A 25,664-nucleotide genomic window follows, 5' to 3' on the forward strand; every position below is an offset into this window, starting at 1 on the left:
CGGTCGAGGAGGGTGTGATTGAAAGCGCTTTGGCGATATCCGCGAAATCCTATGCACCAGAAACTATTTTGCGTTGCAATAGCGATAGTTGAGGGCGCGTCGATGGCGGCCGATCTGATTCAGAATCGGCGCGCAGAATCAGAAATAGAGAAGGTCCGGAGCGCTCAGATGCTTCTCGGACCTTGACCAATCCGGTGACGACGAAAACCTTATCAGCGCCGAAAGAGAATATCGTCGTCGTCGAGGTCGCTTGTCGGCTTGCAGGTATAGACGGGGCAATTGGCCCGGTCCTTGGTCGGCAGATAATCCTGAGCGGCATAGTGGCCGACATCGCAGGCGTTGCTGTCGGATACGTAGCGATCGTAAAGCGTCATGTTGCGCTGTCTCGTGGACGGATAGCGCATGATGACGGCCCGTTCGCGGCTGATGATTGCCCTGGCCTCGGCGCAAGTGAAAGACATTGCATTGTAGCGCGATATCGCCAATGCCGGGGTGGCGGCCGAGGCGATCAGCAGGCCCAGCAGGATGATTTTTTTCATCGAGGCAACCCTCCCTGAAACTGTTATAATTCTTATATATACATCCAAAACCGAAGCTTTGGCTTCTGGATTTGTGACAAAACACAAGTGTGATCGAATTGGGAGGCTTCGTGATGAACCACGACCGTTATGACGATTCCTATATCGCCGATATTCTTCTATCCGTACGGACCATTGCGCTCGTCGGCGCATCGCCTAATCCCGAGCGCCCGAGCAACGGCGTCATGGCCTATCTGATGGCGCGGGGCTATCGCGTCATTCCCGTCAATCCCGGACAGGCGGGCAAGGAGATCCTCGGCCAGTGGGTCTTTGGCCATCTGTCCGATATCCCGGAGCCGGTGGACATGGTCGATGTCTTTCGCGCGCCGGAATATCTGCGAACGGTGGTCGAGGAGACGATCATGATCGAGCCGCGCCCGCCCGTTATCTGGGGCCAGCTCGGCGTGCGTGACGACGCAGCTGCGGCGAGGGCGGAAGCGGCCGGCGTCAAGGTCATCATGGACCGCTGCCCGGCCATCGAATATCCGCGACTGGTCGCCTGACGCGGGCATAGCGCTCATCCGCGAGCGCCGGCCGTTTGTCGCGCAGTATCGCTGAAAGAGAGCAAGTTTTTCCTGTAAGAGGAAGAGCTTGGAAATCTTCGCGGTTACCTTTCAGATCCAAGGCGCTATGATCCTGTCATCACGATAATAATGTTGACGGGAGGAAAAAGTATGGCAACGAACAATCCGGGTTTCGACACACTGGCGATCCATGCGGGCGCGCAGCCGGACCCGACGACGGGTGCCCGCACGACGCCGATCTACCAGACGACCTCCTTCGTCTTTCAGGATGCGGATCACGCCGCAGCACTCTTCGGACTGCAGCAGTTTGGCAATATCTATACCCGTATCATGAACCCGACCCAGGCGGTGCTGGAGGAGAGGGTGGCGGCTCTCGAAGGCGGCACGGCCGCCCTGGCGGTTGCCTCCGGCCATGCCGCTCAGTTGCTCATCTTCCACACCATCCTGAAGCCGGGCGATAATTTCGTCGCGGCGAAGCGCCTTTATGGCGGCTCGATCAATCAGTTTGGCAACTCTTTCCAGAATTTCGACTGGCATGTGCGCTGGGCCGATTCCGATGATCCCGCCACGTTCGAGGCGCAGATCGACGGACGCACCCGCGCCATCTTTATCGAAAGCCTCGCCAATCCCGGCGGCACCTTTGTCGATATCGCGGCGATCGCCGCCGTCGCCCGCAAGCATGGCCTGCCGCTGATCGTCGACAACACTTTGGCCAGCCCCTATCTCATTCGGCCGCTGGAGCATGGCGCCGACATCGTCGTGCATTCCCTGACCAAATTCATCGGCGGCCATGGCAATTCCATGGGCGGCATCATCATCGACGGCGGAACCTTCGATTGGTCGGCCTCGGGCAACTATCCGACGCTGTCGACGCCGCGGCCGGAATATAACGGTATCGTGCTGCATGCGGCCTTCGGCAATTTCGCCTTCGCAATCGCCTGCCGCGTCCTTGGCCTTCGCGATCTCGGCCCCGCCATTTCACCCTTCAACGCCTTCCTGATTCTGACCGGCATTGAGACGCTGCCACTGCGCATGCAGCGACATTCCGACAATGCGATCGCGGTCGCGCGGTGGCTGAAGGGGCAGGACAAGGTGGCTTGGGTGCACTATGCCGGCCTCGAGGATCACCCGAACCACGCGCTGCAACAGCGCTATTCCCCGAAGGGGGCAGGCTCCGTCTTCACCTTCGGCCTGAAGGGCGGTTATGAGGCGGGCAAGGGCTTGGTAGAGGGTCTCGAGCTGTTCTCTCATCTCGCCAATATCGGCGACACGCGCTCGCTGGTTATCCACCCCGCTTCGACGACGCATAAGCAGCTCACCGATGAGCAGAGGACCGACGCCGGCGCCGGTTCCGATGTCGTGCGCCTATCGATCGGCATCGAGGATGTGAAGGACATCATTGCCGATCTGGAGCAAGCCCTGGCGAAGGTTTGATGCAAGAAATCGGGTAGGTCTCGCCCTACGGCCACTCCTGCATGATTGAGCAGCCGTCCTTCTCGGAGGGGGAGCAAACCTTCCGCTTGAGCGAACTGCATAATCTCAGCGTCAGGGTTATCTTGAGGGCGAAACTGATCGCCAAAAATATGCTTTCGGAGACATTTTGCGACAAGAAGCTGGATGTCGGTGGAGGGATCGGTCGAGTAGTTCTGGGCGTACTCTAAGTAGTTGGACGAAGCGAATAGGTCAGGAGCACCGCCGTGCAGCATTGTGTTGCGAATTCCAAGGAGGGCATCGAGGCGTTTCTCCGGGAGGTCTTCTGACAGCGTTTCCTTGACCCCTGTCTTCATGCCTACGGCAAAACCGCCTTTGCCTTGCCCGAAGATTGCGTTGAGGGCCATGAACAGGAGAAAGCAGCGGTCAGACTCATCCATGAACCATGCCCTGTAGTAATACTCGAGCGCTTTCCCATGACGTTTGGTGAGCGATGAGGATCTGGAGAGGATAGCAGGTAGCATGTTCAGCCACTGATGATCGGACTCTATTATCGTGAGAGGACTGCCGATAGGCGGTGTGTGGCCCCCGCTTGAGGACACGCTGATTGTCCGGGGACCTGGAAACCGCAAAAAACCTGTGGCAACCTTTCGGAGGGTAAAGCCGTGGCGATGCTGTTGATCGAGGGATAGAGCCAGAGCGCCGAGAATCAAGCGTCGGTTCTTCTTGGCCACTTCAACAGACTCGGCTTTCACAACCAACCATCCGCCGACTTCTTCACCCCGGAGATATTTCTCGCGAATCCAGTCAGCGTTTCCGGTGGTGATGGAATTGACATCAATCAACGAAAAGTCACTGCAATCGAAATCCGCCTTTACGACAATGGGGGTGATTGGAAACGCGTTACAGTCTATGCGGGGGCGGAAAATCGAGGATTTTTCCAACGCCTTCACGAGTGTCGATCTGCAACCTGCCGAAACCAGATCGAACAGTGGTCCATCAAAGTCTTCCTTTTTCGTTTCACGCCAGATTATCGGATAGCTGCGATAGACGAATTTTCGCAGCATCTCAGCAATGTTATTGACTGAGTGTGCGGAAAGATAATCTGGGCCCTTCGCCTTCAGCATGAGCGCGGGAAGCGTCAGAGCGGAAGGCTTTAGAAATAGCCTGACAGTGTAGTTGCGCTCTGAAGCGCCTGAGGGAACGACATCGTACAAGACGTCGTCGATCATTCGGTCTGAAGCCGCTTTTCCGAAATACGCGTGTAGCAGGGATACTACTATGTCATCTGCAAGACTCAGTCCGAGGTGATCTTTTTTCGAAGCCATCAGAACTTCCTGGGCCGCTGGAGGTCTATGGTAGCGATACGTATGCGACGAATGTGAAATAGGTATCCGATTCTGATCAACAAGAAATGCAATGATTTCCGAGGTGCAGATTATGGATGTATGTGATGAACCACATTGACGGCTGCACTACTTTCTCGGTTTACGGCTCGTGGAAATCTCAATTTCGTTACAATTGGTCCGCTACAACTTTAGCGACGAATTGAAACGGTGAGCTCCAGAAAACCATGATCTCAAGATTGCGCGTAGCGGTCCTCTTTGGCGGACAGTCCTCTGAACACGATGTTTCCCTCCTGTCCGCCCGCAACGTCATAAAAGCAATCGATATCGAAAAATATGAGATCGCGCCGATCGTCATAAGCCGCGACGGACGGTGGTTGTTGATCGATCTGGAGGAGGGGGCTCTGCCTGACCCGGTCCCTTATGCCGGTCAGGAAGTCTGCCTGTTGCCGGGCGGCAAGGGCCGGCTTCTCGTTGTCGGCGATCCCGCTGGATCTGGCGAGTTACCGGCAATAGATATCCTGTTTCCGGTCCTGCACGGTCTCTATGGCGAGGACGGTTCCATCCAGGGTCTCGCTCGAATGGTCGGGGTTCCTCTGGTCGGCTGCGGCATCCTGGGGTCGGCAACCGCCATCGACAAGGACATCGCTAAGCGTCTGCTGCGCGACGCCGGCCTGCCGGTCGCTCGTTCGATCACGGTGAGATCTGGCGATACTCTGTCGTTCGAAGAGGCGGCGAGCGCCTTGGGGGCGCCGGTCTTCGTCAAGCCGGTGCGACAGGGCTCTTCCGTTGGTGTCAGCAAGGCGGCCAACGCCGAGGAATTTCGCGCAGCACTCATCGAGGCGTTCAAGCATGACGACAAGGTTCTGATCGAGGAGTTTGTTAAGGCACGCGAAATTGAATGCGCTGTCCTCGAGCAGACCGACGGGACGCTGTTCGTTTCCCTGCCGGGCGAGATCGTCACCGGCCAGGCTCACAGCTTCTATAGCTATGAAGCGAAATATCTCGATGAGGATGGTGCAGTAGTCAGCGTTCCGGCGCAATTGCCCGCCGATCTCACCCAGCGTCTGCGCGAGCTCTCGCTGGATGCGTTTCGTGCATTGGGCTGCGAAAGTCTCGCGCGCGTCGATTTCTTCGTGAGGCCGGACATGAGCATGGTGGTCAACGAGGTCAACACGATGCCGGGATTCACCAATATCAGCATGTATCCGAAGGCCATGGAGGCGACCGGGATCTCCTATCCGGCGCTCGTCGACCGGCTGATTGAACACGGGCTTGCAAGAGGCGGGCGATAACCGGATATTCAGGTCCTGGTGTTCTTGAATGTCGCGAAGCCGACCAAAATGCGGTGCACTGCGATCGAGTGTTTCCAGATCGTCATGAGGGGTTTATGACAACATATTTACGATTGGACACCGACGGCATCGAGCCGGAAACGGGTGCCCCGGCCGAGGATCGCCTCATTTCCGGAACACCGGAATTCCGCAACTGGAATGCCGAGGAAGCCGATGGCGGGCTCTATGCGGGCATCTGGGAGGCGACGCCGGGCAAATGGAAGATCGTCTATGACGAGTGGGAATATTTCCACATCCTCTCCGGTCATTCGGTGGTAACTGCCGAGAATGGCGAGACTTTTCACCTGCGCGCCGGCGACCGGATGATCCTAAGGCCTGGCTTCAAGGGGACCTGGGAAGTCATTGAAACGACTCGCAAGGACTATGTGATCCGCCTCTGACGGCGCCTTGGATTCCGTCGCAAAGCCAGTTGAATCAAAACATGAAGACCGCTGCCGCTTCGATGCGCGCCGGTCTTTGTCGTGCCGTCCGCGCGATGGCCGTTTCCATTGCCAGAGGTTGTGTCACCGGGCTTTCACCAAACTGTCATCAAACTGAAACACTGCGCCTTTAGACGCATCACTGTCGCCAGGAGATAGAGGTGGGGGTTACCAACCGATGGGACACCCCGCGCCAGACTCCTGCTCGCCATCCTTTCATCACTTGAGGAAGTGAGTCTAATATGCTGAACCAGAAATTTCGTTCGCTTTGCCTGACCGCAGGCTTCATCGCGGCTATGTCCGTTTCGGCCTCGGCTGCCGACATCACGGGCGCCGGCTCGAGCTTCATCGCTCCGGTTCTGTCGAAGTGGGCTGAAGGCTACAAGGCCGCGACGAACAATGTCGTCAACTACCAGTCGGTCGGTTCGGGCGCCGGCATCAAGCAGCTCCTCGACAAGACCATCGTATTCGGCGCTTCGGACAAGCCAATGAGCGACGCTGACCTCGAGAAGAACGGCATTGCCCAGTTCCCGATGATCTCCGGCGGCATCGTCGTTTCCTATAACGTTGAAGGCGTAAAGCCGGGCGAACTCGTTCTCGACGGCAAGACGCTGGCTGACATCTTCCTCGGCAAGATTGCCAAGTGGGACGATGCGGCCATCAAGACCCTCAACCCCGACGTAAAGCTGCCTTCCACGCCGATCTCCGTCGTTTATCGCGCCGACAGCTCGGGCACGACCTTCAACTTCACCGACTACCTGGCGAAGGTTTCGCCGGAGTGGAAGGAAAAGGTTGGTTCGAACACGGCGGTTGAATGGCCGGTCGGCTTCGGCGCCAAGGGTTCGGAAGGCGTTTCCACCACGGTCAACCAGACGGCTGGTTCGATCTCCTACGTTGAATATTCCTACGTCATCGCCAACCACATCGGTTTCGCGAAGATGAAGAATGCTGCCGGCAAGGTTATCGAGCCGAGCCTCGACACATTCAAGGCTGCTGCCTCCAACGCCGATTGGGCCAATGCCAAGAACTTCAACCTGATCATCACCAACCAGCCGGGCGATCAGAGCTGGCCGATTGCAGCTTCGACCTGGGTTCTGCTCTACAAGAAGCCGGCCGATCCTGCTCTCAACGAAGAGGCGCTGAAGTTCTTCAAGTGGTCCTATGAGCATGGCCAGAAGGACGCGACCGCCCTGTCTTACCTTGCGATCCCGGAGAGTGTTGCTGCGGTTGTCGAGAAGTCCTGGACGAAGGACTTTGGCGCGAAGTAATTTGTGCTAGCTGAGAAGTTACGGCGGACAGGGCATGGCCCTGTCCGCCTTTCGTGACAGGACAAGGGGAAATCGATGGCTGATGCGACTCAGACGGCTGGCTTCCAGGCACTGGATACCAGCGCCGTCACCAGAAAATTCCGGATACAGGATCGAATTTTCTATTTAATGACGCTTGGCTCGGCTACTCTTGTCGTGCTTCTGCTGCTGGCAATCATCGTGGTTCTTATCATCGATGCCTTGCCAACCTTCCAGGCCTTTGGGTTTTCGTTCCTCTGGGGCACGAAGTGGAGCGCTCCTGCTGATATCTATGGCGCTGTGCCTGCCGTGGTCGGTACGCTGGTGAGTTCGTTCATCGCCATGCTGATCGCCGTTCCCCTGGGCATCGGCATCGCCATTTTCCTCACGGAACTTTGCCCCGGTAGCCTGCGACGTCCGATCAGTACGGCCATCGAGCTTCTGGCTGGTATTCCCTCCATTATCTACGGCATCGTCGGCCTGTTCATTCTCGTGCCGCTGATGCAGACCTATATCCTGCCCTTCCTTATGATGACGATCGGCCAGGTGCCGTTGATCGGCCTGCTGTTCCAAGCGCCGGCGCCTGGTGTCGGCCTGTTGACGGCAAGCCTCGTGCTGGCCATCATGATCCTGCCTTTTATCACCGCGATCTCCCGCGACGTGTTCAGCACCGTGCCGCCGATGCTGCGTGAATCCGCTTACGGCACGGGCATGACCACATGGGAAGTGGCTCGCCACATCTTGATCCCCTATACACGTCGCGGCCTCGTCGGCGGCATCATGCTCGGCCTCGGCCGCGCGCTTGGCGAAACCATGGCCGTCACGTTCGTCATAGGCTCGGTGAGCCGTCTGCAATCGTCGATCATCTCGCCGTCCACCACCATTTCCGCCCAGATCGCGAACAATTTCGGCGATGCCGACGGTCTGCAATTGTCGAGCCTGATTGCGCTCGGCCTGCTGCTGTTCGTCCTTTCCTTCTGCGTGCTCGCGCTGGCGAGATGGATGATCGGCCGCGGCAACGCGCTTTGAGGAAAAAACCCATGGACAATGCAATTCGTCAGAACCTCGTGTCGAGGCGTTATGGGAAGAACCGGGTGATGATGGTCTTGTGCCTCATCGCGGCCATTCTCGGCATATTCTTTCTCAGCGTGATCCTTGGAACCCTGCTTTATCGCGGTGTATCGGCGCTCAATCTTGACGTGTTCACCATGTCGATCCCGGCTCAAGGGTCGCGCGGTGGCCTGATCAACGCAATGTACGGCACAGCACTGGTCACGGGGTGCGCCATCCTGATCGCCGCGCCGATAGGCATTCTCGCCGCCACCTATCTGGTGGAATATGCCAACGGCACCAAACTTACCGAGGCCGCCAAGTTCCTTAACGACATCTTGCTGTCCGCACCCTCGATCATCATCGGCGTGTTCGTTTACGGCGCCGTGGTCGTGCCCATGCACGGCAACTCTGCCTTCGCTGGCATCCTCGCGCTGGCGCTGATCGCCCTTCCGGTCGTCAACCGCACGACGCAGGACATGCTGTTGCTGGTGCCAAACGAGCTTCGTGAGGCGACCGCAGCACTCGGCGCGCCGCGCTGGAAGTCCATGACGATGGTGATCTACCGTTCTGCCTGGACGGGTATCCTCACCGGTATCCTGTTGGCCGTCGCCCGTATCAGCGGTGAAACCGCGCCGCTTCTCTTCACGGCCGGCTACAGCAAATTCATGAATGCAAGCCTGACCGGTCCAATCGCCACGCTGCCGGTTGCCATCAATACGCTCGCCGCTGACGCAGGCGAGGATCTCAAACAACTGGCCTGGGCCGGCGCACTGATCATCACCGTTGCCATCCTTGCCCTCAATATCCTTGCCCGTGTCTTGAGTGGGCGTCGCCAATGACGCAGCCGCCGAACGATAGGAATCAAACCATGAACATGAGCGACAACAGTTTCCAGAGCGTCAACGCACAGCCGGGAAAGGACGCCGTTTCTCAGTCGGATCTCGGCATGCTCGCGAAAATTGAGGTGAAGAATCTCGATTTCACCTATCAGAACGGCCATCGCGTTCTGAAGGGTGTGAATATGAACATCCGCAAAAATGCGGTTACCGCCTTCATCGGCCCTTCGGGTTGCGGTAAGTCCACGCTGCTGCGCACCTTCAACCGAATGTATGATCTCTATCCGGGTCAGACGGTTGGGGGCGAGATCCTGCTGGACGGCCGCAATATTCTCGCCAAGGACGTCGATCTGAACGATTTGCGCGCCAAGGTCGGCATGGTGTTTCAGAAGCCCACGCCGTTCCCGATGTCGATCTATGAAAACGTCGCTTTCGGCATCCGGCTTTATGAGAAGATTTCCAAGGCGGAAATGGACGTCCGCGTCGAAGCGGCGCTGACGGAAACAGCGCTTTGGAGCGAGGTGAAGGAAAAGCTGCACCAGAGCGGACTTGGCCTTTCCGGTGGCCAGCAGCAGCGCCTCTGCATCGCCCGCGCCATCGCCTTGCGTCCTGAAGTCCTGCTTCTCGACGAGCCGACCTCGGCTCTCGACCCGATCTCGACCGCCAAGATCGAGGAGCTGGTATCGCAGCTGAAGGGCGAGTTCACCATCGTCATCGTGACGCACAATATGCAGCAGGCAAGCCGTATCTCCGACAGCACCGCCTTCATGTATCTGGGCGACCTGATCGAATACGGTCCGACCGAAGAGATCTTCCAGGCGCCGAAGGTTAAGCGCACGGAAGACTACATCACCGGCCGGTACGGCTGATTTGGCAAAAGCGGGCGGCGCCCGCAGCCGAGAATCTTACGATGGCGCGCCCGCTTGGCGCGCCATTTTGCGTTTTGGGTGGATGATGGAGCGGCTCGGTCTGCTGTCCCTCAGCTCACCAGCTCAGCTCGAGCTTGTCGAGACCGTGGAAGTGATAGACATCCTTGACCTCGGGCGTCTTGGTGAGCTTCAGGCCGGGCAGGCGTTCGAACAGGATCGGCAGCACCACGTTCAGCTCCAGTCGCGCCAGCGGCGCGCCGATGCAGAAATGGATGCCGGCGCCGAAGGAGAGGTTCGGCGCTTCATTGCGGTCAGGCTTGAAGGTGAGGGGATCGGAGAATTTGGCAGGGTCCAGATTGGCGGCGGCGAGAATCATCGCCACCTTGTCGCCGCGCTGGAAGGCGATCCCGTCGATCTCCGCGGGCTCCAGGCACCAGCGCTGGAAGATATGCACCGGCGCGCAGATGCGCAGTGTCTCCTCCACCGTGCGCTCCGTGGTCGCCTCGTCCTTGAAAATGGCAGCAGGTGCATGGCCGCTTTCCAGGATGACGCGGACGGAGTTGCCGATCTGATGCACCGTCGCCTCGTGCCCGGCATTGAGCAGCACGATCGTCGTCGACACTAGCTCGTCTTCGGTCAGATACTGGCCCTTTTGCTCGGTGGTGATCATATGCGTGAGGAGATCCTCGCGCGGATTGGCGCGGCGCTCGTGGATGACGGATTTCACGTAGTCGGCGAATTCTTTGGCCGCCTGATCCGCTGCATCTTCGTCGGCACGCGTGCGGCCGAACATGTACATGCGCACGTAGTCATGCGACCATTTCAACAGTTGCGGCCCCATCTCCTCCGGGATGCCGATCATCCCGGCGATCATGGTGACGGGAATGATATCGGCAAAGGCCGACAGCAGTTCCACTTCGCCCTTCTTCTCGAACTTGTCGATCAGCCGGTTGGCGAGTTCAGCCAGCTCCGGCTTCATCTTCTCGACATGGCGGGAGACGAAGGCGCGGTTGACGAGGGTTCTAAGCCGCGTGTGTTCCGGCGGCTCGATTTCGAGCAGCGAATGCTGCTCGGCCAGGTCGAAGTTTTTCAGATGCGACAGCGGCGCGGGCATGCCGAGCTCTTCGCGGCTGGCGATATGCAGGATCTGCCGGCCGAATCGGCGGTCGCGCAGCAGGCCGTTCACGTGGTCGTAGCCGGTGAAATACCATTGCTTCTGCTCTTCCCAATAGAAAGTGGGACATTCGGCATGCAAGGCGGCGTAGACCGCATTCGGGTTGCTGTAGAAGGCGGCATCGCGGCCGTTGAGGGAGAGGCGGCGCGCGACGGGATCGATGGAGAAAACGGATGATTTGGTCATGACGAGAGGACTATCGGAATAAATCGAATGGGAAAAGACCGTTACATCTGCGCCAGCGTGCCGAGGCGTCGCAAGGCGTGTATTTGATCGTCGAGTGTCGGCACAAGCTCGCCACCGTTCGGATCGGGCGGCGCGTCGGTCGTCAAGGCTGCTTCCGCCTCGTTGAAGACGATGGTGCAGTTGCGGCCGGCGCGTTTGGCTGCATAAAGCGCCCGATCGGCGGCGGAAACGAGCCGGTCCCAATTGGCGATATCGCAAGGCATGATCGCCAGGCCGACACTGACCGTCGCCGATACCAGCGATTGGCCGGCAAGCAGCGGCACACGACAGAAATCCGCCCGGACCGTTTCGGCGATCGCCTCGGCTTCGGCCTGATCGACAACGGGGATGAAGGCGATGAATTCCTCGCCGCCCATGCGTCCGAACGCGGCGCTGCCCGGCACGAATTGCCGACCGATACGGGCAAATTCGGCAAGCACGGTATCGCCGCTCTGATGGCCATAACGATCGTTGATCGCCTTGAAGTGATCGAGATCGAACAGCAGCGCTGCAATCTTGGCTGAGCCTCTGGTGGCTTTTTCGGCGACAAGTGGAAAGTAGTCCTGCAGGCCGCGCCGGTTCAGGACGCCCGTCAGGATGTCCGTGATCGAAATCGCCCGCCAGCGCCGCTCCGCGCGTTCCATCAGCAGTCGGCCGCTGAGCGCAATGGCCGTGGTGATCAGCAGCGCACAGCCGAGGGCGGAATAGCCGCGATAGGTCAACGCTTCTTCGAGGCTCGGCCTCAGAACGATCATCGACACGGAAGACGCAAGGCAGACGCCGGCGAGCGCCATGAACACGAAGGCGAGCTGGGAGCGCGTTGTTTCACGCCGGCCCTCCGCCGGGCGCACCGCGGAAGCGAGCAGGTTGGCGCCGACAGCGCCCGCGAGATCATACAGGAAGACGCGGTTGGCATAGCTCTCGTGGATCCATGGCAGCTTGATGCCAACGATCCAGATCGCCGGCGGCAGTAGCGCCGACCATTGGAGCCTGCGTTTGTCTATCCGATGGAAACCAGCAATCCAGGCGCTTTCGCCGAGGAGAGCCATGCCATTGCCGAACTCCATCGATAGAGTATCCGGAATGAGGCCACGCGCTGCCACGAGGCCAAGACCGACGGCGCTGAAGGCGAAGCCCAGCGCCCACATCAGATAGGCCGGCGACCGGCGATCGTGCCGCCAGGCAAGAAAAAGCACGGCGGCGAGTGTGGTCGCTTCAGAGCACCAGATGATCAGTCCCGTGGTGATATTGAGCACGGTCGGCGTTTCTCCCTTTCCGCGGCGCGGAACGCGTCGGTGTAAGGGGACACGGCAACGCATGCAATCGACGCATCGTCGCTGAATAAGATGGTGAGTTTCTTAAGCCGTTTGGTAAATTTTAGCTGCGCATGCGGCGCGCGCTGTGCCAACATCGATTGGATTTCACCCTTCCTTCACCTTTTGGTTGGGAAATGCGGTGGAGTACTCGTACCACGTCATTGGTTCTATTGGCATCGGCGGTTGGAAACGCTTGTTCAACATCTAATGAGCACCAGGCCTTTTTGACGTTATCCCTTCGGGCGTCTTGAAGTGCAGGGCGGTGACACTCTATGTAGGGATAAAGAATTTATTCGATTCCCGGCGTTTTCGCCGCCGGGGCAAGCTTGGTAAAGGACGCACATGAGAAATCCAGTCGATACAGCTATGGCTCTGGTGCCGATGGTTGTTGAGCAGACCAACCGCGGGGAACGGTCTTACGATATCTATTCCCGCCTGCTGAAGGAACGCATCATCTTCCTGACCGGCCCGGTCGAAGATCATATGGCGACGCTGGTCTGCGCCCAGCTTCTCTTCCTCGAGGCCGAAAACCCGAAGAAGGAAATCGCGCTCTATATCAATTCGCCCGGTGGCGTCGTAACCGCCGGCATGGCGATCTATGATACGATGCAGTTCATCAAGCCGGCCATTTCGACGCTTTGCATCGGCCAGGCGGCTTCGATGGGCTCGCTGCTGCTTGCTGCTGGCGACAAGGGCATGCGTTTCGCAACGCCGAATTCCCGCATCATGGTTCATCAGCCGTCAGGCGGTTTCCAGGGGCAGGCTTCGGACATCGAACGCCATGCGCGCGACATCATCAAGATGAAGCGTCGTTTGAACGAAATTTACGTCAAGCATTGCGGTCGGGCCTATGAAGAGGTCGAGCAGACGCTCGATCGTGACCATTTCATGTCCTCCGACGAGGCCAAGGATTGGGGTCTGATCGACAAGGTGCTGACGTCGCGTACCGAAATGGAAGGCGAAGCCGCTAGTGAGTTATCCACGCAGCGGTGACTTCTACGCCACAGTTCTATCCCATTTGTGATCGAATAGGGGTTTAATGTGGAGCGGAACACGGTAATAGTAAGCATTCATGCTATGTAGCGTTTTTATGACATGGCATTCGGCATTCGAAGGGGGATTCGTTGCCAGCGTGGCCCGGCTATAGTTGCCTGGTAGCGTTCAGTACCCCGAAGAGCGCCGCGACCTGCTGATGAAACGAGGAGCAGGTCCGGCGGGCGCATTGAGTGGACCGCGATTTCGATTTGGAAATCTGCGGCGTGCTGGAAGGAAAAGGATATGAGCAAAGTCAGCGGCAGCAACGGCGGCGACTCCAAGAATACTCTGTATTGTTCATTCTGCGGCAAGAGCCAGCATGAAGTCCGGAAGCTGATTGCCGGGCCGACCGTCTTCATCTGCGATGAATGCGTCGAATTGTGCATGGACATCATCCGCGAGGAAAACAAATCCTCGATGGTCAAGTCCCGTGACGGCGTGCCGACGCCGCAGGACATCATCAAGGTTCTCGACGAATACGTGATTGGTCAGAGACAGGCGAAGAAGATCCTGTCGGTAGCGGTTCATAACCACTACAAGCGTCTCGCTCACGCGTCCAAGAACGGCGATGTCGAACTGGCGAAGTCGAACATCATGCTCGTCGGCCCGACCGGCTGCGGCAAGACCTATCTTGCGCAGACGCTGGCCCGCATCATCGATGTGCCCTTCACCATGGCTGATGCCACGACGCTGACCGAAGCCGGTTACGTCGGTGAAGACGTCGAAAACATCATTCTGAAGCTGCTGCAAGCTGCCGACTACAACGTCGAGCGCGCCCAGCGCGGCATCGTCTACATCGACGAAGTCGACAAGATTTCCCGCAAGTCGGACAATCCGTCGATCACCCGCGATGTCTCGGGCGAAGGCGTGCAGCAGGCGCTTCTGAAGATCATGGAAGGCACGGTCGCTTCCGTTCCTCCCCAGGGTGGACGCAAGCATCCGCAGCAGGAATTCCTGCAGGTCGACACGACGAACATCCTGTTCATCTGCGGCGGCGCTTTTGCCGGTCTCGACAAGATCATCTCCGCCCGTGGCGAGAAGACCTCGATCGGCTTCGGTGCGGCCGTCAAGGGCCCGGATGACCGCCGCGTTGGCGAAGTGCTGCGCGAACTGGAGCCGGAAGACCTGATCAAGTTCGGCCTGATCCCGGAATTCATCGGTCGTCTGCCGGTCTTGGCGACGCTGGAAGACCTGGACGAGGACGCACTGATCCAGATCCTGTCCGAGCCGAAGAACGCGCTCGTCAAGCAGTATCAGCGCCTGTTCGAGATGGAAGATGTCGAACTGAACTTCCACGAGGACGCATTGCGCGAAATCGCCAAGAGGGCGATCGTGCGCAAGACCGGTGCTCGCGGCCTGCGCTCGATCATGGAAAAGATCCTGCTCGACACGATGTTCGATCTGCCGGCGCTGGAAGGCGTTCGCGAAGTGGTCATTTCCGAGGAAGTGGTTCGCGGCTCTGCCCGCCCGCTCTACATCTATGCCGATCGGCAGGAAGAAAAGGCCAACGCCACCGCCTGATCGACAGATCTGCGGCTTAAATCCAGGGGCTCGTCGTTGACGGGCCCCTTTCTATTTGAAAAATCGTACAGTTTCCTGATAAAGTCCGGGATAAGCTTATGGGAACGCCGTCCAAACCGGTTGTGAAGCGCGCCCGCCGCAGCCATGATGGCATGATTCCGGAATCGTCGGTGGATTGGGTTCACGCCCAACTTTGGTCCTCCGAGGGCCGCGTTGCCGGCAGTGTTCTAGTCGCCGGGGTCCGGTGTTTGTTGTTGCGTTCCTCTTCGTGAAGACGTGTTTCGCTGCCCCACGGCGCGCGCGTCCTGCACGACTTGAAATAGATAATGTGAAGCTCCACTTCTAACCCAAGTGAGAGAGCCGGCTAATCCCCTAAAGCCGGTAGAGAGCCCGGGAACGGGACGACGGAAAGGAAATGACATGAGTAAGAAAACGTCTGCGGCAAATGAGAGCATTGCCTATCCGGTATTGCCGTTGCGCGACATCGTGGTTTTCCCCCACATGATCGTGCCGCTGTTCGTCGGACGGGAAAAGTCCATCCGCGCGCTGGAAGAGGTCATGGGGTCCGACAAGCAGATCATGCTGCTGACCCAGATCAATGCCAGCGATGACGATCCTGCCCCGGATGCGATCCATAAGGTCGGCACCGTGGCGAATGTGCTGCAGCTCCTGAAGCTTCCAGACGGCACCGTCAAGGTGTTGGTCGAAGGCAAGGCACGCGCGGAGGTCGACACCTATACGGCGCGCGAGGATTTCTACGAGGCCCTCGGCCACGTCTTGCATGAGGCGAAGGAAGATCCGGTCGAACTGGAGGCGTTGAGCCGCTCGGTCGTTTCGGAATTCGAGAGCTATGTGAAGCTCAACAAGAAGATTTCGCCGGAAGTGGTCGGCGCTGCCAGCCAGATTGAGGACTATTCGAAGCTCGCCGATACGGTTGCTTCGCACCTGTCGATCAAGATCACCGAGAAGCAGGAGATGCTGGAAACCACCAGCGTCAAGGGCCGCCTCGAAAAGGCGCTCGGCTTCATGGAAGGCGAGATTTCGGTCCTGCAGGTAGAAAAGCGTATCCGCTCGCGCGTCAAGCGCCAGATGGAGAAGACCCAGCGCGAATACTACCTGAATGAGCAGATGAAGGCGATCCAGAAGGAGCTTGGCGACGGCGAGGAAGGCCGCGACGAGATGGCCGAACTGGAAGAGCGCATCTCCAAGACCAAGCTGTCCAAGGAAGCCAAGGAAAAGGCCGATGCGGAGCTGAAGAAGCTGCGCCAGATGAGCCCGATGTCGGCGGAAGCCACCGTCGTGCGCAACTATCTCGACTGGCTGCTGGGTATCCCCTGGAACAAGAAGTCGAAGATCAAGACCGATTTGAACAATGCCGAGAAGGTCCTTGAGCTGGATCATTTCGGTCTGGACAAGGTCAAGGAGCGTATCGTCGAATATCTGGCCGTCCAGGCGCGTGCCACCAAGATCAAAGGCCCGATCCTGTGCCTCGTCGGCCCTCCGGGTGTCGGCAAGACCTCGCTCGCCCAGTCGATCGCCAAGGCGACCGGCCGTGAGTATGTCCGCATGGCGCTTGGCGGCGTTCGTGACGAAGCCGAAATTCGTGGTCACCGCCGCACCTATATCGGCTCGATGCCCGGCAAGGTCATCCAGTCGATGAAGAAGGCCAAGAAGTCGAACCCGCTCTTCCTGCTCGACGAAATCGACAAGCTCGGCATGGACTATCGCGGCGATCCGTCTTCGGCTCTTTTGGAAGTGCTGGACCCGGCGCAGAACTCGACCTTCATGGATCACTACCTGGAAGTCGAATACGATCTGTCGGACGTGATGTTCATCACGACGGCGAACACGCTGAACATCCCTGCGCCGCTGATGGACCGCATGGAAGTCATCCGTATCGCCGGCTACACCGAAGATGAAAAGCGCGAGATCGCCAAGCGGCACCTGCTGCCGAAGGCCATCAAGGAACATGCGTTGCAGCCGCAGGAATTCTCGGTCAGCGACGATGCCCTGATGGCAATCAGCCAGCAGTATACCCGCGAAGCCGGTGTGCGTAACTTCGAGCGCGAATTGATGAAGCTCGCCCGCAAGGCGGTCACCGAGATCATCAAGGGCAAGACCAAGTCCGTTGCGGTCACCGCTACGAACATCGACCAGTATCTTGGCGTTCCGCGCTACCGCCACGGCGAAGCCGAGGGCGAGGATCAGGTCGGTGTCGTCACCGGTCTCGCCTGGACGGAAGTCGGTGGTGAGTTGCTGACGATCGAAGGCGTGTTGATGCCGGGCAAGGGTCGCATGACCGTTACCGGCAATCTGAAGGAAGTGATGAAGGAATCGATTTCCGCAGCGGCCTCCTACGTCCGCTCGCGCGCCGTCGACTTCGGCATCGAGCCGCCGCGCTTCGACAAGAGCGACATCCACGTCCACGTACCGGAAGGTGCTACGCCGAAGGATGGTCCGTCAGCTGGCGTTGCCATGGCAACCGCCATCGTCTCGATCATGACCGGCATCCCGGTTTCGAAGGATGTTGCCATGACCGGTGAAATCACGCTGCGTGGCCGTGTCCTGCCGATCGGCGGCTTGAAGGAAAAGCTGCTGGCAGCGCTTCGCGGCGGCATCAAGAAGGTGCTGATTCCGGAGGAAAACGCCAAGGACCTGGCGGAGATTCCGGACAACGTGAAGAACAACATGGAGATCATCCCCGTATCCCGCATGGGCGAGGTGATCAAGCATGCACTGGTACGCCGGCCCGAGCCAATCGAATGGGACGGAACCGTCGAGACGCCCGTGATCGCAACGGTAGAGGGTGTGGACGATGTCGGAGCGACAATCGCGCATTAAGTGCGGTTGCGCCTGATTTCTGCCAAATTGTCACAAAAGGTGAAAAGACCGGCGATTCTGCCGGTCTTTTTTGGTGAAAAGCTTTTGGCAACGCTTGCTTTTCCTTGATTTGCAGGGCTTTTGGGGTTGCGGCGGGCCGGAGCATACGTATTCTGCGCCCCGCTAACAGACTAGTCGTTTCATACCAGTAGAAAGGGGTGGAAACATGAATAAGAATGAGCTCGTGTCCGCAGTGGCCGAGAAGGCCGGTATTACGAAGGCCGACGCTGCTTCCGCTGTTGACGCTGTTTTCGATGCTGTGCAGGCTGAACTGAAGAAGGGCGGCGACATTCGTCTCGCAGGTTTCGGTAGCTTCACCGTTTCTCACCGTGCAGCGTCCAAGGGTCGTAACCCGTCGACCGGCGCTGAAGTTGATATCGCGGCCCGTAACGTGCCGAAGTTCACGCCCGGCAAGGGCCTGAAGGACGCTGTTAACAGCTGATCCGTTTTCACCCGCCGTCGGAGCGGTTGCTCCATGGTGGACGATATGAGGGGTTCGAAGTATTTCGGACCCCTTTTTTGTTGGCATGCGGCGATACCCGGCAGCCACGAAGTTTTGTCGTGCGGCGATCAGAGAAGCGTCCGTCCGCCGTTGACCGCAAATTTCTGACCCGTCAGGAAGTCTGCTTTGTTCGAGGCGAGGAATACCACCATGTTGGCGATGTCCTCCGGCGTTCCGAAGTGTCCAAGCGGGGTTTGGGTGAGATAGTCATCGATCGACTGCTGAGACGATCCGACATGGCGTTCGACGGGAATCCAGCCGGGAGCGACAAGATTGACCGTGATCCCTTCGGGCGCCAGTTCCCGGGCCCAGGAGCGTGTCATGGAAAGCATGGCGCCTTTTGCTGACGCATAGTTTCCGACATTGGGGTTGCCGAGCTCCGCTATTTCCGAGCCGATATTGATAATGCGTCCCGACTTGCGCGCGCGCCAATCCGGCAATACCGCCTGAAGCAGTTCGAGGGGCGCTTTGACGAAGAACTCAAGCTGATCGAGATAGGTTTGCCAGGATTGCTCCATCAATGGCATGCTCGGTTGTGAGCCCGTTGCGTTGTTGATGATCAGGTCGACGGGGCCGAGCGCGTCCCTGATTGCATCCAGTCCCTCAGTCAGCTGAGTCTTGTCGATCACGCTGAATTTTGCCGCATAGGCGTGGCCGCCCCGTTGCCGGATCGCGTCAACCACCGCTTCTGCTCCAGGCGTATCGTTCGCATAATTGACTGCGACTGCCCAACCGTCCTCCGCCAATCCACGCGCGATGACCGCGCCAAGTCCGCGGGATGCGCCGGTTACCAACGCCACTTTCATTGAATCCTCCTCCTGCGTCTCCGTTCGTGGCCGGATCTACACCCGGCCACCTGTTGCCTCAAAGGTTATTGCTTTTACCAACGATGATGGACGTGCGGGGCGATCAGGCGCTCGTAGATTTCGCGCGTTGCCGCCATGACGTCAGCCGATAGTGGCGCGAGGTCGGCGGCGGCCGCATTGGCCTTGGCCTGCTCGGCATTGCGGGCGCCGGGGATGACGACGGTGACCGCATCGCTCATCAGTATCCAGCGCAATGCGAACGCCGCCATGCTGGCGCCGGCCGGGACCAGCTTGCGGACCTCTTCCACCGCCTGCAGGCCGACCTCGAAGGGTACACCGGCAAAGGTCTCGCCGACATCGAAGGCTTCACCGTTGCGATTGAAATTGCGGTGATCGTCGCTGGCGAATTGGGTGTCGCGGGTGATCTTGCCGGAGAGCAGGCCGGAGGCCAGCGGCACGCGAGCGATGACCGCGACTTGCTTCCGCTTGGCTTCCTGGAAGAACAGGTGGTCAGGACGCTGGCGGAAGATATTGTAGATGATCTGGATGCTGACGACGCCAGGATACTCGATCGCTTTCAGCGCTTCCTCGACCTTCTCGACGCTGGCGCCGTATCCCTTGATCTTGCCGGTCTTCTGCAGGTCGTCGAGACCTGCGAAGACTTCGGGGCGATAGAGGACTTCCGTCGGCGGGCAATGCAGCTGTACCAGGTCGAGGCTGTCGACGCCGAGGTTCTTCAGGCTGCGGTCGATGAAGCCTTCGAGATTGGCCTTGGTGTAGCCGTCAGCCACATGCGGGTTCAGCCGGCGGCCGGCCTTGCTCGCGACCATGGGATGTTCGCCGCCACGGGCCTTCAGCACGTCGGCGATGATCTTTTCGGAGCGGCCGTCGCCATAGACGTCGGCAGTGTCGATAAAGGTCATGCCGGCGTCGAGTGCTGCGTTCAGTGCCGCGCGGCCATCGGCCTCGCTGACATCGCCCCAGGCGCCGCCGATTTGCCAGGCGCCGAAGCCGACATTCGTGACGGTGAAGGGTGTGCGGCCGAAAGCATGGTGTCTCATGAAAATCTCTCCGTTCGTACTGAAAGTCTAGCGCAGTAGCAGCCGTCTGAAGCAGCGGCAAGCGCGTGAGGGTGGTGCAGCATCGCAATCCCGTGACATAGGAATATGACAGCGTTCGGCAATCCACGAAAGCATGGGATGAGCGCTATCGGCAGGTATTCATTGCCCCTGTATTTGCCTAAAAGGAATGCCAGATATCTGACATCGACCGGAGCCTATGGCCTCTTTCAGTTTCATCCACGCCGCCGACCTGCATCTCGGCAGTCCTTTCCAGGGACTTGCCCTGAAGGATGCCGCTGTCGCCGCAATTTTCGTGGAGGCCAGCCGCAAGGCCTTTTCGACGCTGGTGGGATTGGCGATCGAGAAACAGGTCGATTTCTTCCTTATCGCCGGCGATGTCTATGACGGCGATTGGAAGGACAACAAGATCGGCCTGTTCTTCAATCGCGAAATGGCGCGGCTGGAGCGAGCCGGCATCCCGGTCTATCTGCTGCGCGGCAATCACGATGCGGCGAGCGTCATCACCAAGACCATCACGCTGCCTGAGAACGTCCATGAATTCCCGACCGGCAAGCCCGGTTCCGTCCGACTGGAGGCCTTGCAGGTGGCGCTGCATGGGCAGGGCTTCGCCGAGCGCTCGGCCAACGACAACCTGGCGATAAACTATCCGGCACCCGTATCCGGCTGGTTCAATATCGGTGTTCTCCACACGTCGCTCACCGGCCGCGAGCCGCATGCGCCCTATGCACCGTGCTCGGTGGATGATCTGCGGTCGCGCGGTTACGACTATTGGGCGCTCGGCCATGTCCATGACTATGAAGTGGTGGCAACTGATCCACTGGTGATCTTTCCCGGCAATCTACAGGGGCGCAGCATTCGCGAGCGTGGCGCCAAGGGAGCCGTGCTCGTCACCGTCGAGGATGGCCGTATCAGCCACGAACGACTGATCGTCGACGAAGCGCGGTTTGCTCAGGTCGATATAACGGTCGACCCCGAGGACGATCAGGCCGCGATCCTACGCCGTGTGGAGCAGGCTGTACAGCAGCTCACCGATGACATGGCGGGGCGGATGACAGCGCTGCGCGTCCGGCTCTCGGGTATCACACCGCTACAGGGCGCCATTGCAGCCAATCGCCAGCAATGGCGTGACGAAGTCGAGGCAGCGTGTCATCGCGTCCATGAGGATATCTGGCTGGAAAAGCTGGAACTGCGGCTGGAAGCACCCACAGCGGCGGCTGTCGAGGCCAATGGCACGCTCGATCTCGGGCAATTGCTCTCCGAGCATGCCGGCGATGCGGACATCGTGGCTGAAGCGGGCCGGCTCGTCGGCGAGATTGCGGTTCGTCTGCCAGGAGGACTGGGCGCGGCAGAGCTGCCGCTGGACGATACGGTCGAGGCCTTGATCGAGGAGGCGCGGCAATTGCTGCTGGCGCGCGGGCAGGGGGCAGGCTGACCCATGCGCTTTAACCGGCTCGACATTCTCCGCTACGGCGCGCTGACCGACCGCACGCTCGACTTTCGTGCAGGCGCCAGGCTGCATGTCATTTACGGGCCGAACGAAGCGGGCAAGTCCTCGGCGCTGAGCGCGATTTCCGACCTGTTGTTCGGCTTTCCGACTGCTGCCGAGCAGAGCTTTCTGCACGAGCCGACGACCCTGCGCGTCGGCGCATCGATCGCCACGCGCGATGGCGCAACGCTCGCCTTTCGCCGCCGTCGCGGGCGCAAGAACACGTTGCTTGCGCCCGACGATAAGGAAACACCGCTTGCCGAAGACGCCTTGGCGCCATTTCTCGGCAATCTGAGCCGTGACGTCTTCGAGCGCGCCTTCGGCTTGGATTCGCTGCGTCTGCGTCAAGGGGCGACGGCGATGTTGCGGAGCGGCGGCGAGATCGGCAGCCTGCTGTTTTCTGCTGCCTCCGGTCTCACCGGCCTCTCTCGCCTGCGCCAGTCGCTGGACGGCGAAGCCGAGGCCATCTATGCGCAGCGCCGCTCCAAGGATCGCAGTTTCTATCAGGCGCTGGACCGCCATGACGAGGCCCGCAAGGCTGAACGCGACAACGAGCTCAAATCCGGTGATTGGAAAAAGCTGCTGGCCGAAGCTGCGGAGCTGGAAGCCGAGCTGGAGCGCCTGCAAGACCAGCGCCGCCAGACGCGCCAAGCGCTCGATCGACTGCAGAAGCTGAAGATGCTGCAGCCGCTGCTGGCTGAAATCGACGGCGAGAGAGCCGCCCTTGACGACCTTGCTGATCTCACGGCGATACCGGACAGTTTCGCCAATCGGCTGGAACAGGGCCTGAACGACAAGCGAGCCGCCGAAGACGAACTGCGCCGCGCTCAGCAGCTGGCCGCGCGCGCCGGCGAAGAACTGTCGATGATCCGCATCGACGAAACCGTGCTGCAAATATCGGACGATATCACCCTGCTCTTTGCCGATACCGGCAATTATCGCAGCCAGCGCCAGGATCTGCCCCGCGTCGATCAGGAACTGGCCGGCTATGACGCGACGCTTGCCCAACTGAGCCGCCGTCTTGGCTTTGCCGATGCATCACAGTTGGAAAAGCAGCAGCCAAGTGATGCCGATCGCGTCCGCCTCTCAGAATTAGTTGAGGAGGGCAGACGCCTGTTGCTGCAGGCGCAGGGAAATGCCGAGCAATTGGACAGCGAGCGCAGACAGCTCGCGTCGCTGGAGAAGGATGGTCGCGAGGGCCGCCTGATCGATCCTCGACCCTATACTGATCAGCTGGAAGCCTTGGGTGATGATCTCGCCAGCCTTGCCCGACTCGATGGGTTGGAGACGCAGATCAGCCGCATCGAGGCGGATCTTCGCGAAGCCGCTGGCCGCCTGCGCCCGCCGGTCGCCGACATCGATGCGCTCTTTGCTGCGCCGCTGCCGGACGCTGCCGAGATTGCCGCGCATCGCGGAACCGTCGATACGGCCCGCGCTAGCGTACGCGAAGCATCCGACAAGCTGCGTGGCTATGATGAACAACTGGCCGAGATCGAGCAGGCGCTGGAAGATGCGCAGCGCACCGGCCTGATCGTCACCCGTGAACAGATCGCCGACGCGCGTGAGGCTCGCGATGCTCAATGGCGATCGATCCGCGACGGGTTGACGGATGCGGGCTCAGCTCCAGATGGCAAAACGATCGCCATTTTTGCGACTACCGTCGCTGAGGCCGATCGACTGGCCGATGCGGCGCTGAGCGACGCGGATCGCGTCTCGCGCCATGCTGATAATCGCTTGCGTCAGGCTCGACTGTTGCAGGAGCGCGAGGCGGCCGCAAAGCGATTGCAACAGCGCGAAGAGGCCTTGGCAAAAGTGCTGGCTGGTTTCTCCACGCTCTTTGATGCATCCGGTGTTTCAGCCCTCGATCCGGCAGCCATGCTGGAATGGCGGCGTGGGGTCGAAGCCCTGTTCCGCGAGCGCCGGGCTCTCCGCGATCTACTGGATCAGCGAAACGAAGCCAGTCTGGCAGAGACGCGTGTCTCGCCGGCGCTGAAGGATATTGCCGAGGCCACCGGTTACAAGAGCGGCCGCCTGCCGCCAGGTGCTATGGCGGAAGGCTTGCGAAAACATCTTCGCCTGCTTTCGGAGCGTTGGAGCGAGAGCCGCACGCGCGAGGGCGAGGTCGTCGCTGCTCGGGGTCGGTTGACGCGGCTTGGTGAGCAGCAGCAGGATATCGAGCGACGTCAGACTGGTTGGCGCGATGCGTTCGGCAAGGCTGTGCTGTCACTCGGCCTTTCCGCCGATGCAACGCTGGAGATGGCCTCCATCGCCTTGAAGGCATGGACAGAGCTGCCGGACGCTCTGGCGGAGCATGACAATCGCCAACGCCGCGTCAGCGGCATGCGCCGCGACATGGCCGATTTCGAGCGGCGGCTCGCGAGTCTTACCGCAACCGTCGGCTTAGAGCTCGATCATCTGCCATCGGACACCGCAGCGGAGGCATTGCACGCCCGCGTCAGCGCCGTGCGCGGCGAACAGAAGAAGTACGACCGGCTCGAGGAGGAGCGCCAACGTGCGGAGGCGCAGGCCACCCGTTGTGGCGAGGCGCTTGCGACGGTCGAGGCCGCCCTTGGCGTGTTAACCGCAGATTTGCCGCAGGACACCGATCTGCCGGCTCTGCTCTCGCGCCTGCGCGATCGTGCCCGCTTGCATGCCCGGCTGGCGGAAAGCCGCGACCGCTTGCGCCAGCAATCGGAAGGCGATGGCGAGGAGACGATCCGCGCCGAGCTCGCCGGCTTCGAACGCGTTGCCGCCGGGCTGGAGATTGAGCGGCTATCCGCAGAGGATCAAAGGCAATTCACCGCGAACGGTGCACTCGCAGCCCGCCTGGCGGAAAACCAGCGCCAGCGGAGCGCCCTCGAAACCGGCGTCAGCGCCGAATACGCCGTCTTCGAAAAGCTCTCCGCCGAGCAGGAAGCCAAGGATCTGGCGCGGCAATGGGTGGTGCTGAAGCTTGCCGCACAGATGCTGGCAAGCTCGATGGAAGCCTATCGCGAACAGCAGGCCGATCCGGTGATCACGCGGGCAGGAGAACTCTTCTCACTGCTGACCGGCCATGGCTTCACGCGGCTGGTCGAAGAACACGACGATGCCGACGCGCTGCAATTGCTGGCCGAACGCTCCGGCGGCGAACGGGTGCCGCTCGCAGGCTTGAGCGAGGGCACCGGCGATCAGCTTTATCTTGCCCTTCGGCTTGCCTTCCTCGAAGACTATTCCGCCCGCAATGAGCCGGCGCCGCTGATCGTCGACGATATCTTCCAGACCTTCGACGACGAGCGCGCCAGCGCCGGACTGAAGGCGCTTGCCGGCACGGCGGAGCGCTTCCAGACCATTCTTTTCACCCATGAGATGAGCGTCGTCGAGATTGCCAAACGGGAGATCGGTGCAGATCTGGATCTGATCCAGCTTTGAGTGCCCGGTGGAATGCCGACCTTCTCGCTTGGATGGCGTCATCGAATGGCATAGGTTGGCTGTAGGAACGAGGCGCGGCGAGCGCCGTTCGTAGCAGGAGATAAGCCTTGGAAATCAAGCCCAATGGATCACGCCCGGTGCTGAAGGCGCCGGCCGAGTATTTTACTGGCGAGGTGCGTCAGGAGCCATTGATGCAGGCTCCGGCGCCAGCTCGCGCCCAGGTCTTCAGTGTCAGTTTCGAACCGGGAGCCCGCACCGCCTGGCACACGCATCCTTTCGGCCAGACCTTGGTGGTGACCGCTGGCAAGGGACTTGCGCAAAGCTGGGGCGGCGACATCCGGGAGATCAATGCCGGCGATGTCCTTTGGTTCGAGCCCGGCGAAAAGCACTGGCACGGCGCCGGACCGGAGACCGCGCTCACCCATATCGCCATTCAGGAGACGCAGGACGGCAAGGCCGCGGACTGGATGGAATATGTGACCGAGGAGCAGTATCGCGCATAATGATAAGCGGCGATCCGGCTGGATCG

At 59.7% G+C, this 25,664-nt stretch carries 20 protein-coding genes; 15 read left to right on the top strand and 5 right to left on the bottom strand.

The annotated features are described in order from the left end of the window. Positions 1–212: 212 nt before the first annotated feature. Positions 213–539 (bottom strand): hypothetical protein, encoded by a 327-nt coding sequence (locus HB780_RS32325; RefSeq protein WP_183692537.1) that lies wholly within the window; start codon positions 537–539, stop codon positions 213–215. Positions 540–652: 113 nt separating this feature from the next. On the opposite strand from HB780_RS32325, the gene HB780_RS32330 reads away from it, so the two are divergent. The 8 genes from HB780_RS32330 (at position 653) to pstB (ending at position 9,697) form a co-directional block, all read left to right on the top strand. Next, on the top strand, positions 653–1,081 hold the full coding sequence (locus tag HB780_RS32330; protein WP_007692721.1) for a CoA-binding protein: 429 nt from the start codon (positions 653–655) through the stop codon (positions 1,079–1,081). A 171-nt stretch (positions 1,082–1,252) separates the two neighbouring features. Continuing rightward, positions 1,253–2,536 carry an O-acetylhomoserine aminocarboxypropyltransferase gene (locus HB780_RS32335; RefSeq protein WP_183692539.1) on the top strand — a complete coding sequence of 428 codons (1,284 nt, stop codon included), beginning with the start codon at positions 1,253–1,255 and terminating at the stop codon, positions 2,534–2,536. Between the two features lie 1,570 nt (positions 2,537–4,106). Beyond that, positions 4,107–5,174, top strand: a complete 1,068-nt coding sequence (locus HB780_RS32340) for a D-alanine--D-alanine ligase family protein (protein ID WP_183692541.1) — start codon at positions 4,107–4,109, stop codon at positions 5,172–5,174. Positions 5,175–5,269: 95 nt separating this feature from the next. Next, positions 5,270–5,614, top strand: a complete 345-nt coding sequence (locus tag HB780_RS32345) for a cupin domain-containing protein (RefSeq protein ID WP_183692543.1) — start codon at positions 5,270–5,272, stop codon at positions 5,612–5,614. Between the two features lie 335 nt (positions 5,615–5,949). After that, entirely contained in the window at positions 5,950–6,921 is a 972-nt protein-coding gene (pstS, locus tag HB780_RS32350) for a phosphate ABC transporter substrate-binding protein PstS (RefSeq protein ID WP_286203205.1), read from the top strand. Between the two features lie 75 nt (positions 6,922–6,996). Then, positions 6,997–7,968: a phosphate ABC transporter permease subunit PstC gene (gene pstC / locus HB780_RS32355; protein ID WP_183692547.1), complete on the top strand. Its 972-nt coding sequence runs from the start codon at positions 6,997–6,999 to the stop codon at positions 7,966–7,968. An 11-nt stretch (positions 7,969–7,979) separates the two neighbouring features. Next, on the top strand, positions 7,980–8,831 hold the full coding sequence (gene pstA, locus HB780_RS32360; protein ID WP_183692549.1) for a phosphate ABC transporter permease PstA: 852 nt from the start codon (positions 7,980–7,982) through the stop codon (positions 8,829–8,831). A gap of 29 nt (positions 8,832–8,860) precedes the next feature. After that, a complete protein-coding gene (pstB, locus tag HB780_RS32365) occupies positions 8,861–9,697 on the top strand; it encodes a phosphate ABC transporter ATP-binding protein PstB (protein ID WP_210334181.1) in 837 nt (278 codons plus the stop codon). A gap of 115 nt (positions 9,698–9,812) precedes the next feature. On the opposite strand, the gene HB780_RS32370 is transcribed toward pstB, so the two are convergent. Then, the gene (locus HB780_RS32370) at positions 9,813–11,057 is read right to left on the bottom strand and encodes a cytochrome P450 (protein WP_183692551.1); all 1,245 of its coding nucleotides are present in this window, start codon (positions 11,055–11,057) and stop codon (positions 9,813–9,815) included. Positions 11,058–11,098: 41 nt separating this feature from the next. Further along, positions 11,099–12,352, bottom strand: coding sequence for a GGDEF domain-containing protein (locus HB780_RS32375; RefSeq protein ID WP_183692553.1), 1,254 nt, complete (start codon positions 12,350–12,352; stop codon positions 11,099–11,101). Positions 12,353–12,754: 402 nt separating this feature from the next. Here HB780_RS32375 and clpP point away from each other — a divergent pair, with 402 nt between their 5' ends. From clpP to hupB, 4 genes are all read left to right on the top strand, one after another. Then, positions 12,755–13,405 carry an ATP-dependent Clp endopeptidase proteolytic subunit ClpP gene (gene clpP / locus HB780_RS32380; protein WP_183692555.1) on the top strand — a complete coding sequence of 217 codons (651 nt, stop codon included), beginning with the start codon at positions 12,755–12,757 and terminating at the stop codon, positions 13,403–13,405. Between the two features lie 285 nt (positions 13,406–13,690). Beyond that, on the top strand, positions 13,691–14,968 hold the full coding sequence (gene clpX / locus HB780_RS32385) for an ATP-dependent Clp protease ATP-binding subunit ClpX (RefSeq protein ID WP_183692557.1): 1,278 nt from the start codon (positions 13,691–13,693) through the stop codon (positions 14,966–14,968). Between the two features lie 420 nt (positions 14,969–15,388). After that, positions 15,389–17,809: an endopeptidase La gene (gene lon, locus HB780_RS32390; RefSeq protein ID WP_183692558.1), complete on the top strand. Its 2,421-nt coding sequence runs from the start codon at positions 15,389–15,391 to the stop codon at positions 17,807–17,809. Positions 17,810–18,014: 205 nt separating this feature from the next. Beyond that, positions 18,015–18,290: a DNA-binding protein HupB gene (gene hupB / locus HB780_RS32395; protein WP_007692705.1), complete on the top strand. Its 276-nt coding sequence runs from the start codon at positions 18,015–18,017 to the stop codon at positions 18,288–18,290. A 128-nt stretch (positions 18,291–18,418) separates the two neighbouring features. Here the strand turns inward: hupB and HB780_RS32400 are convergent, their stop codons facing one another. Together HB780_RS32400 and HB780_RS32405 are read right to left on the bottom strand one after the other, a co-directional pair. After that, a complete protein-coding gene (locus tag HB780_RS32400; RefSeq protein ID WP_183692560.1) occupies positions 18,419–19,156 on the bottom strand; it encodes an SDR family oxidoreductase in 738 nt (245 codons plus the stop codon). Positions 19,157–19,230: 74 nt separating this feature from the next. Then, positions 19,231–20,217 carry an aldo/keto reductase gene (locus HB780_RS32405; protein ID WP_183692562.1) on the bottom strand — a complete coding sequence of 329 codons (987 nt, stop codon included), beginning with the start codon at positions 20,215–20,217 and terminating at the stop codon, positions 19,231–19,233. A gap of 217 nt (positions 20,218–20,434) precedes the next feature. Between HB780_RS32405 and HB780_RS32410 the strand changes: the two genes are divergently transcribed. The 3 genes from HB780_RS32410 (at position 20,435) to HB780_RS32420 (ending at position 25,638) form a co-directional block, all read left to right on the top strand. Further along, positions 20,435–21,670 carry a metallophosphoesterase family protein gene (locus HB780_RS32410; RefSeq protein WP_183692564.1) on the top strand — a complete coding sequence of 412 codons (1,236 nt, stop codon included), beginning with the start codon at positions 20,435–20,437 and terminating at the stop codon, positions 21,668–21,670. 3 nt (positions 21,671–21,673) lie between these two features. Further along, a complete protein-coding gene (locus HB780_RS32415) occupies positions 21,674–25,135 on the top strand; it encodes an ATP-binding protein (protein ID WP_183692566.1) in 3,462 nt (1,153 codons plus the stop codon). 107 nt (positions 25,136–25,242) lie between these two features. Continuing rightward, positions 25,243–25,638: a (R)-mandelonitrile lyase gene (locus HB780_RS32420; RefSeq protein ID WP_183692568.1), complete on the top strand. Its 396-nt coding sequence runs from the start codon at positions 25,243–25,245 to the stop codon at positions 25,636–25,638. The last annotated feature ends 26 nt before the right edge of the window (positions 25,639–25,664 follow it).

Origin of the sequence: Rhizobium lusitanum, assembly GCF_014189535.1 — a bacterium.
In the GTDB taxonomy this organism is placed as follows: domain Bacteria; phylum Pseudomonadota; class Alphaproteobacteria; order Rhizobiales; family Rhizobiaceae; genus Rhizobium; species Rhizobium lusitanum_C.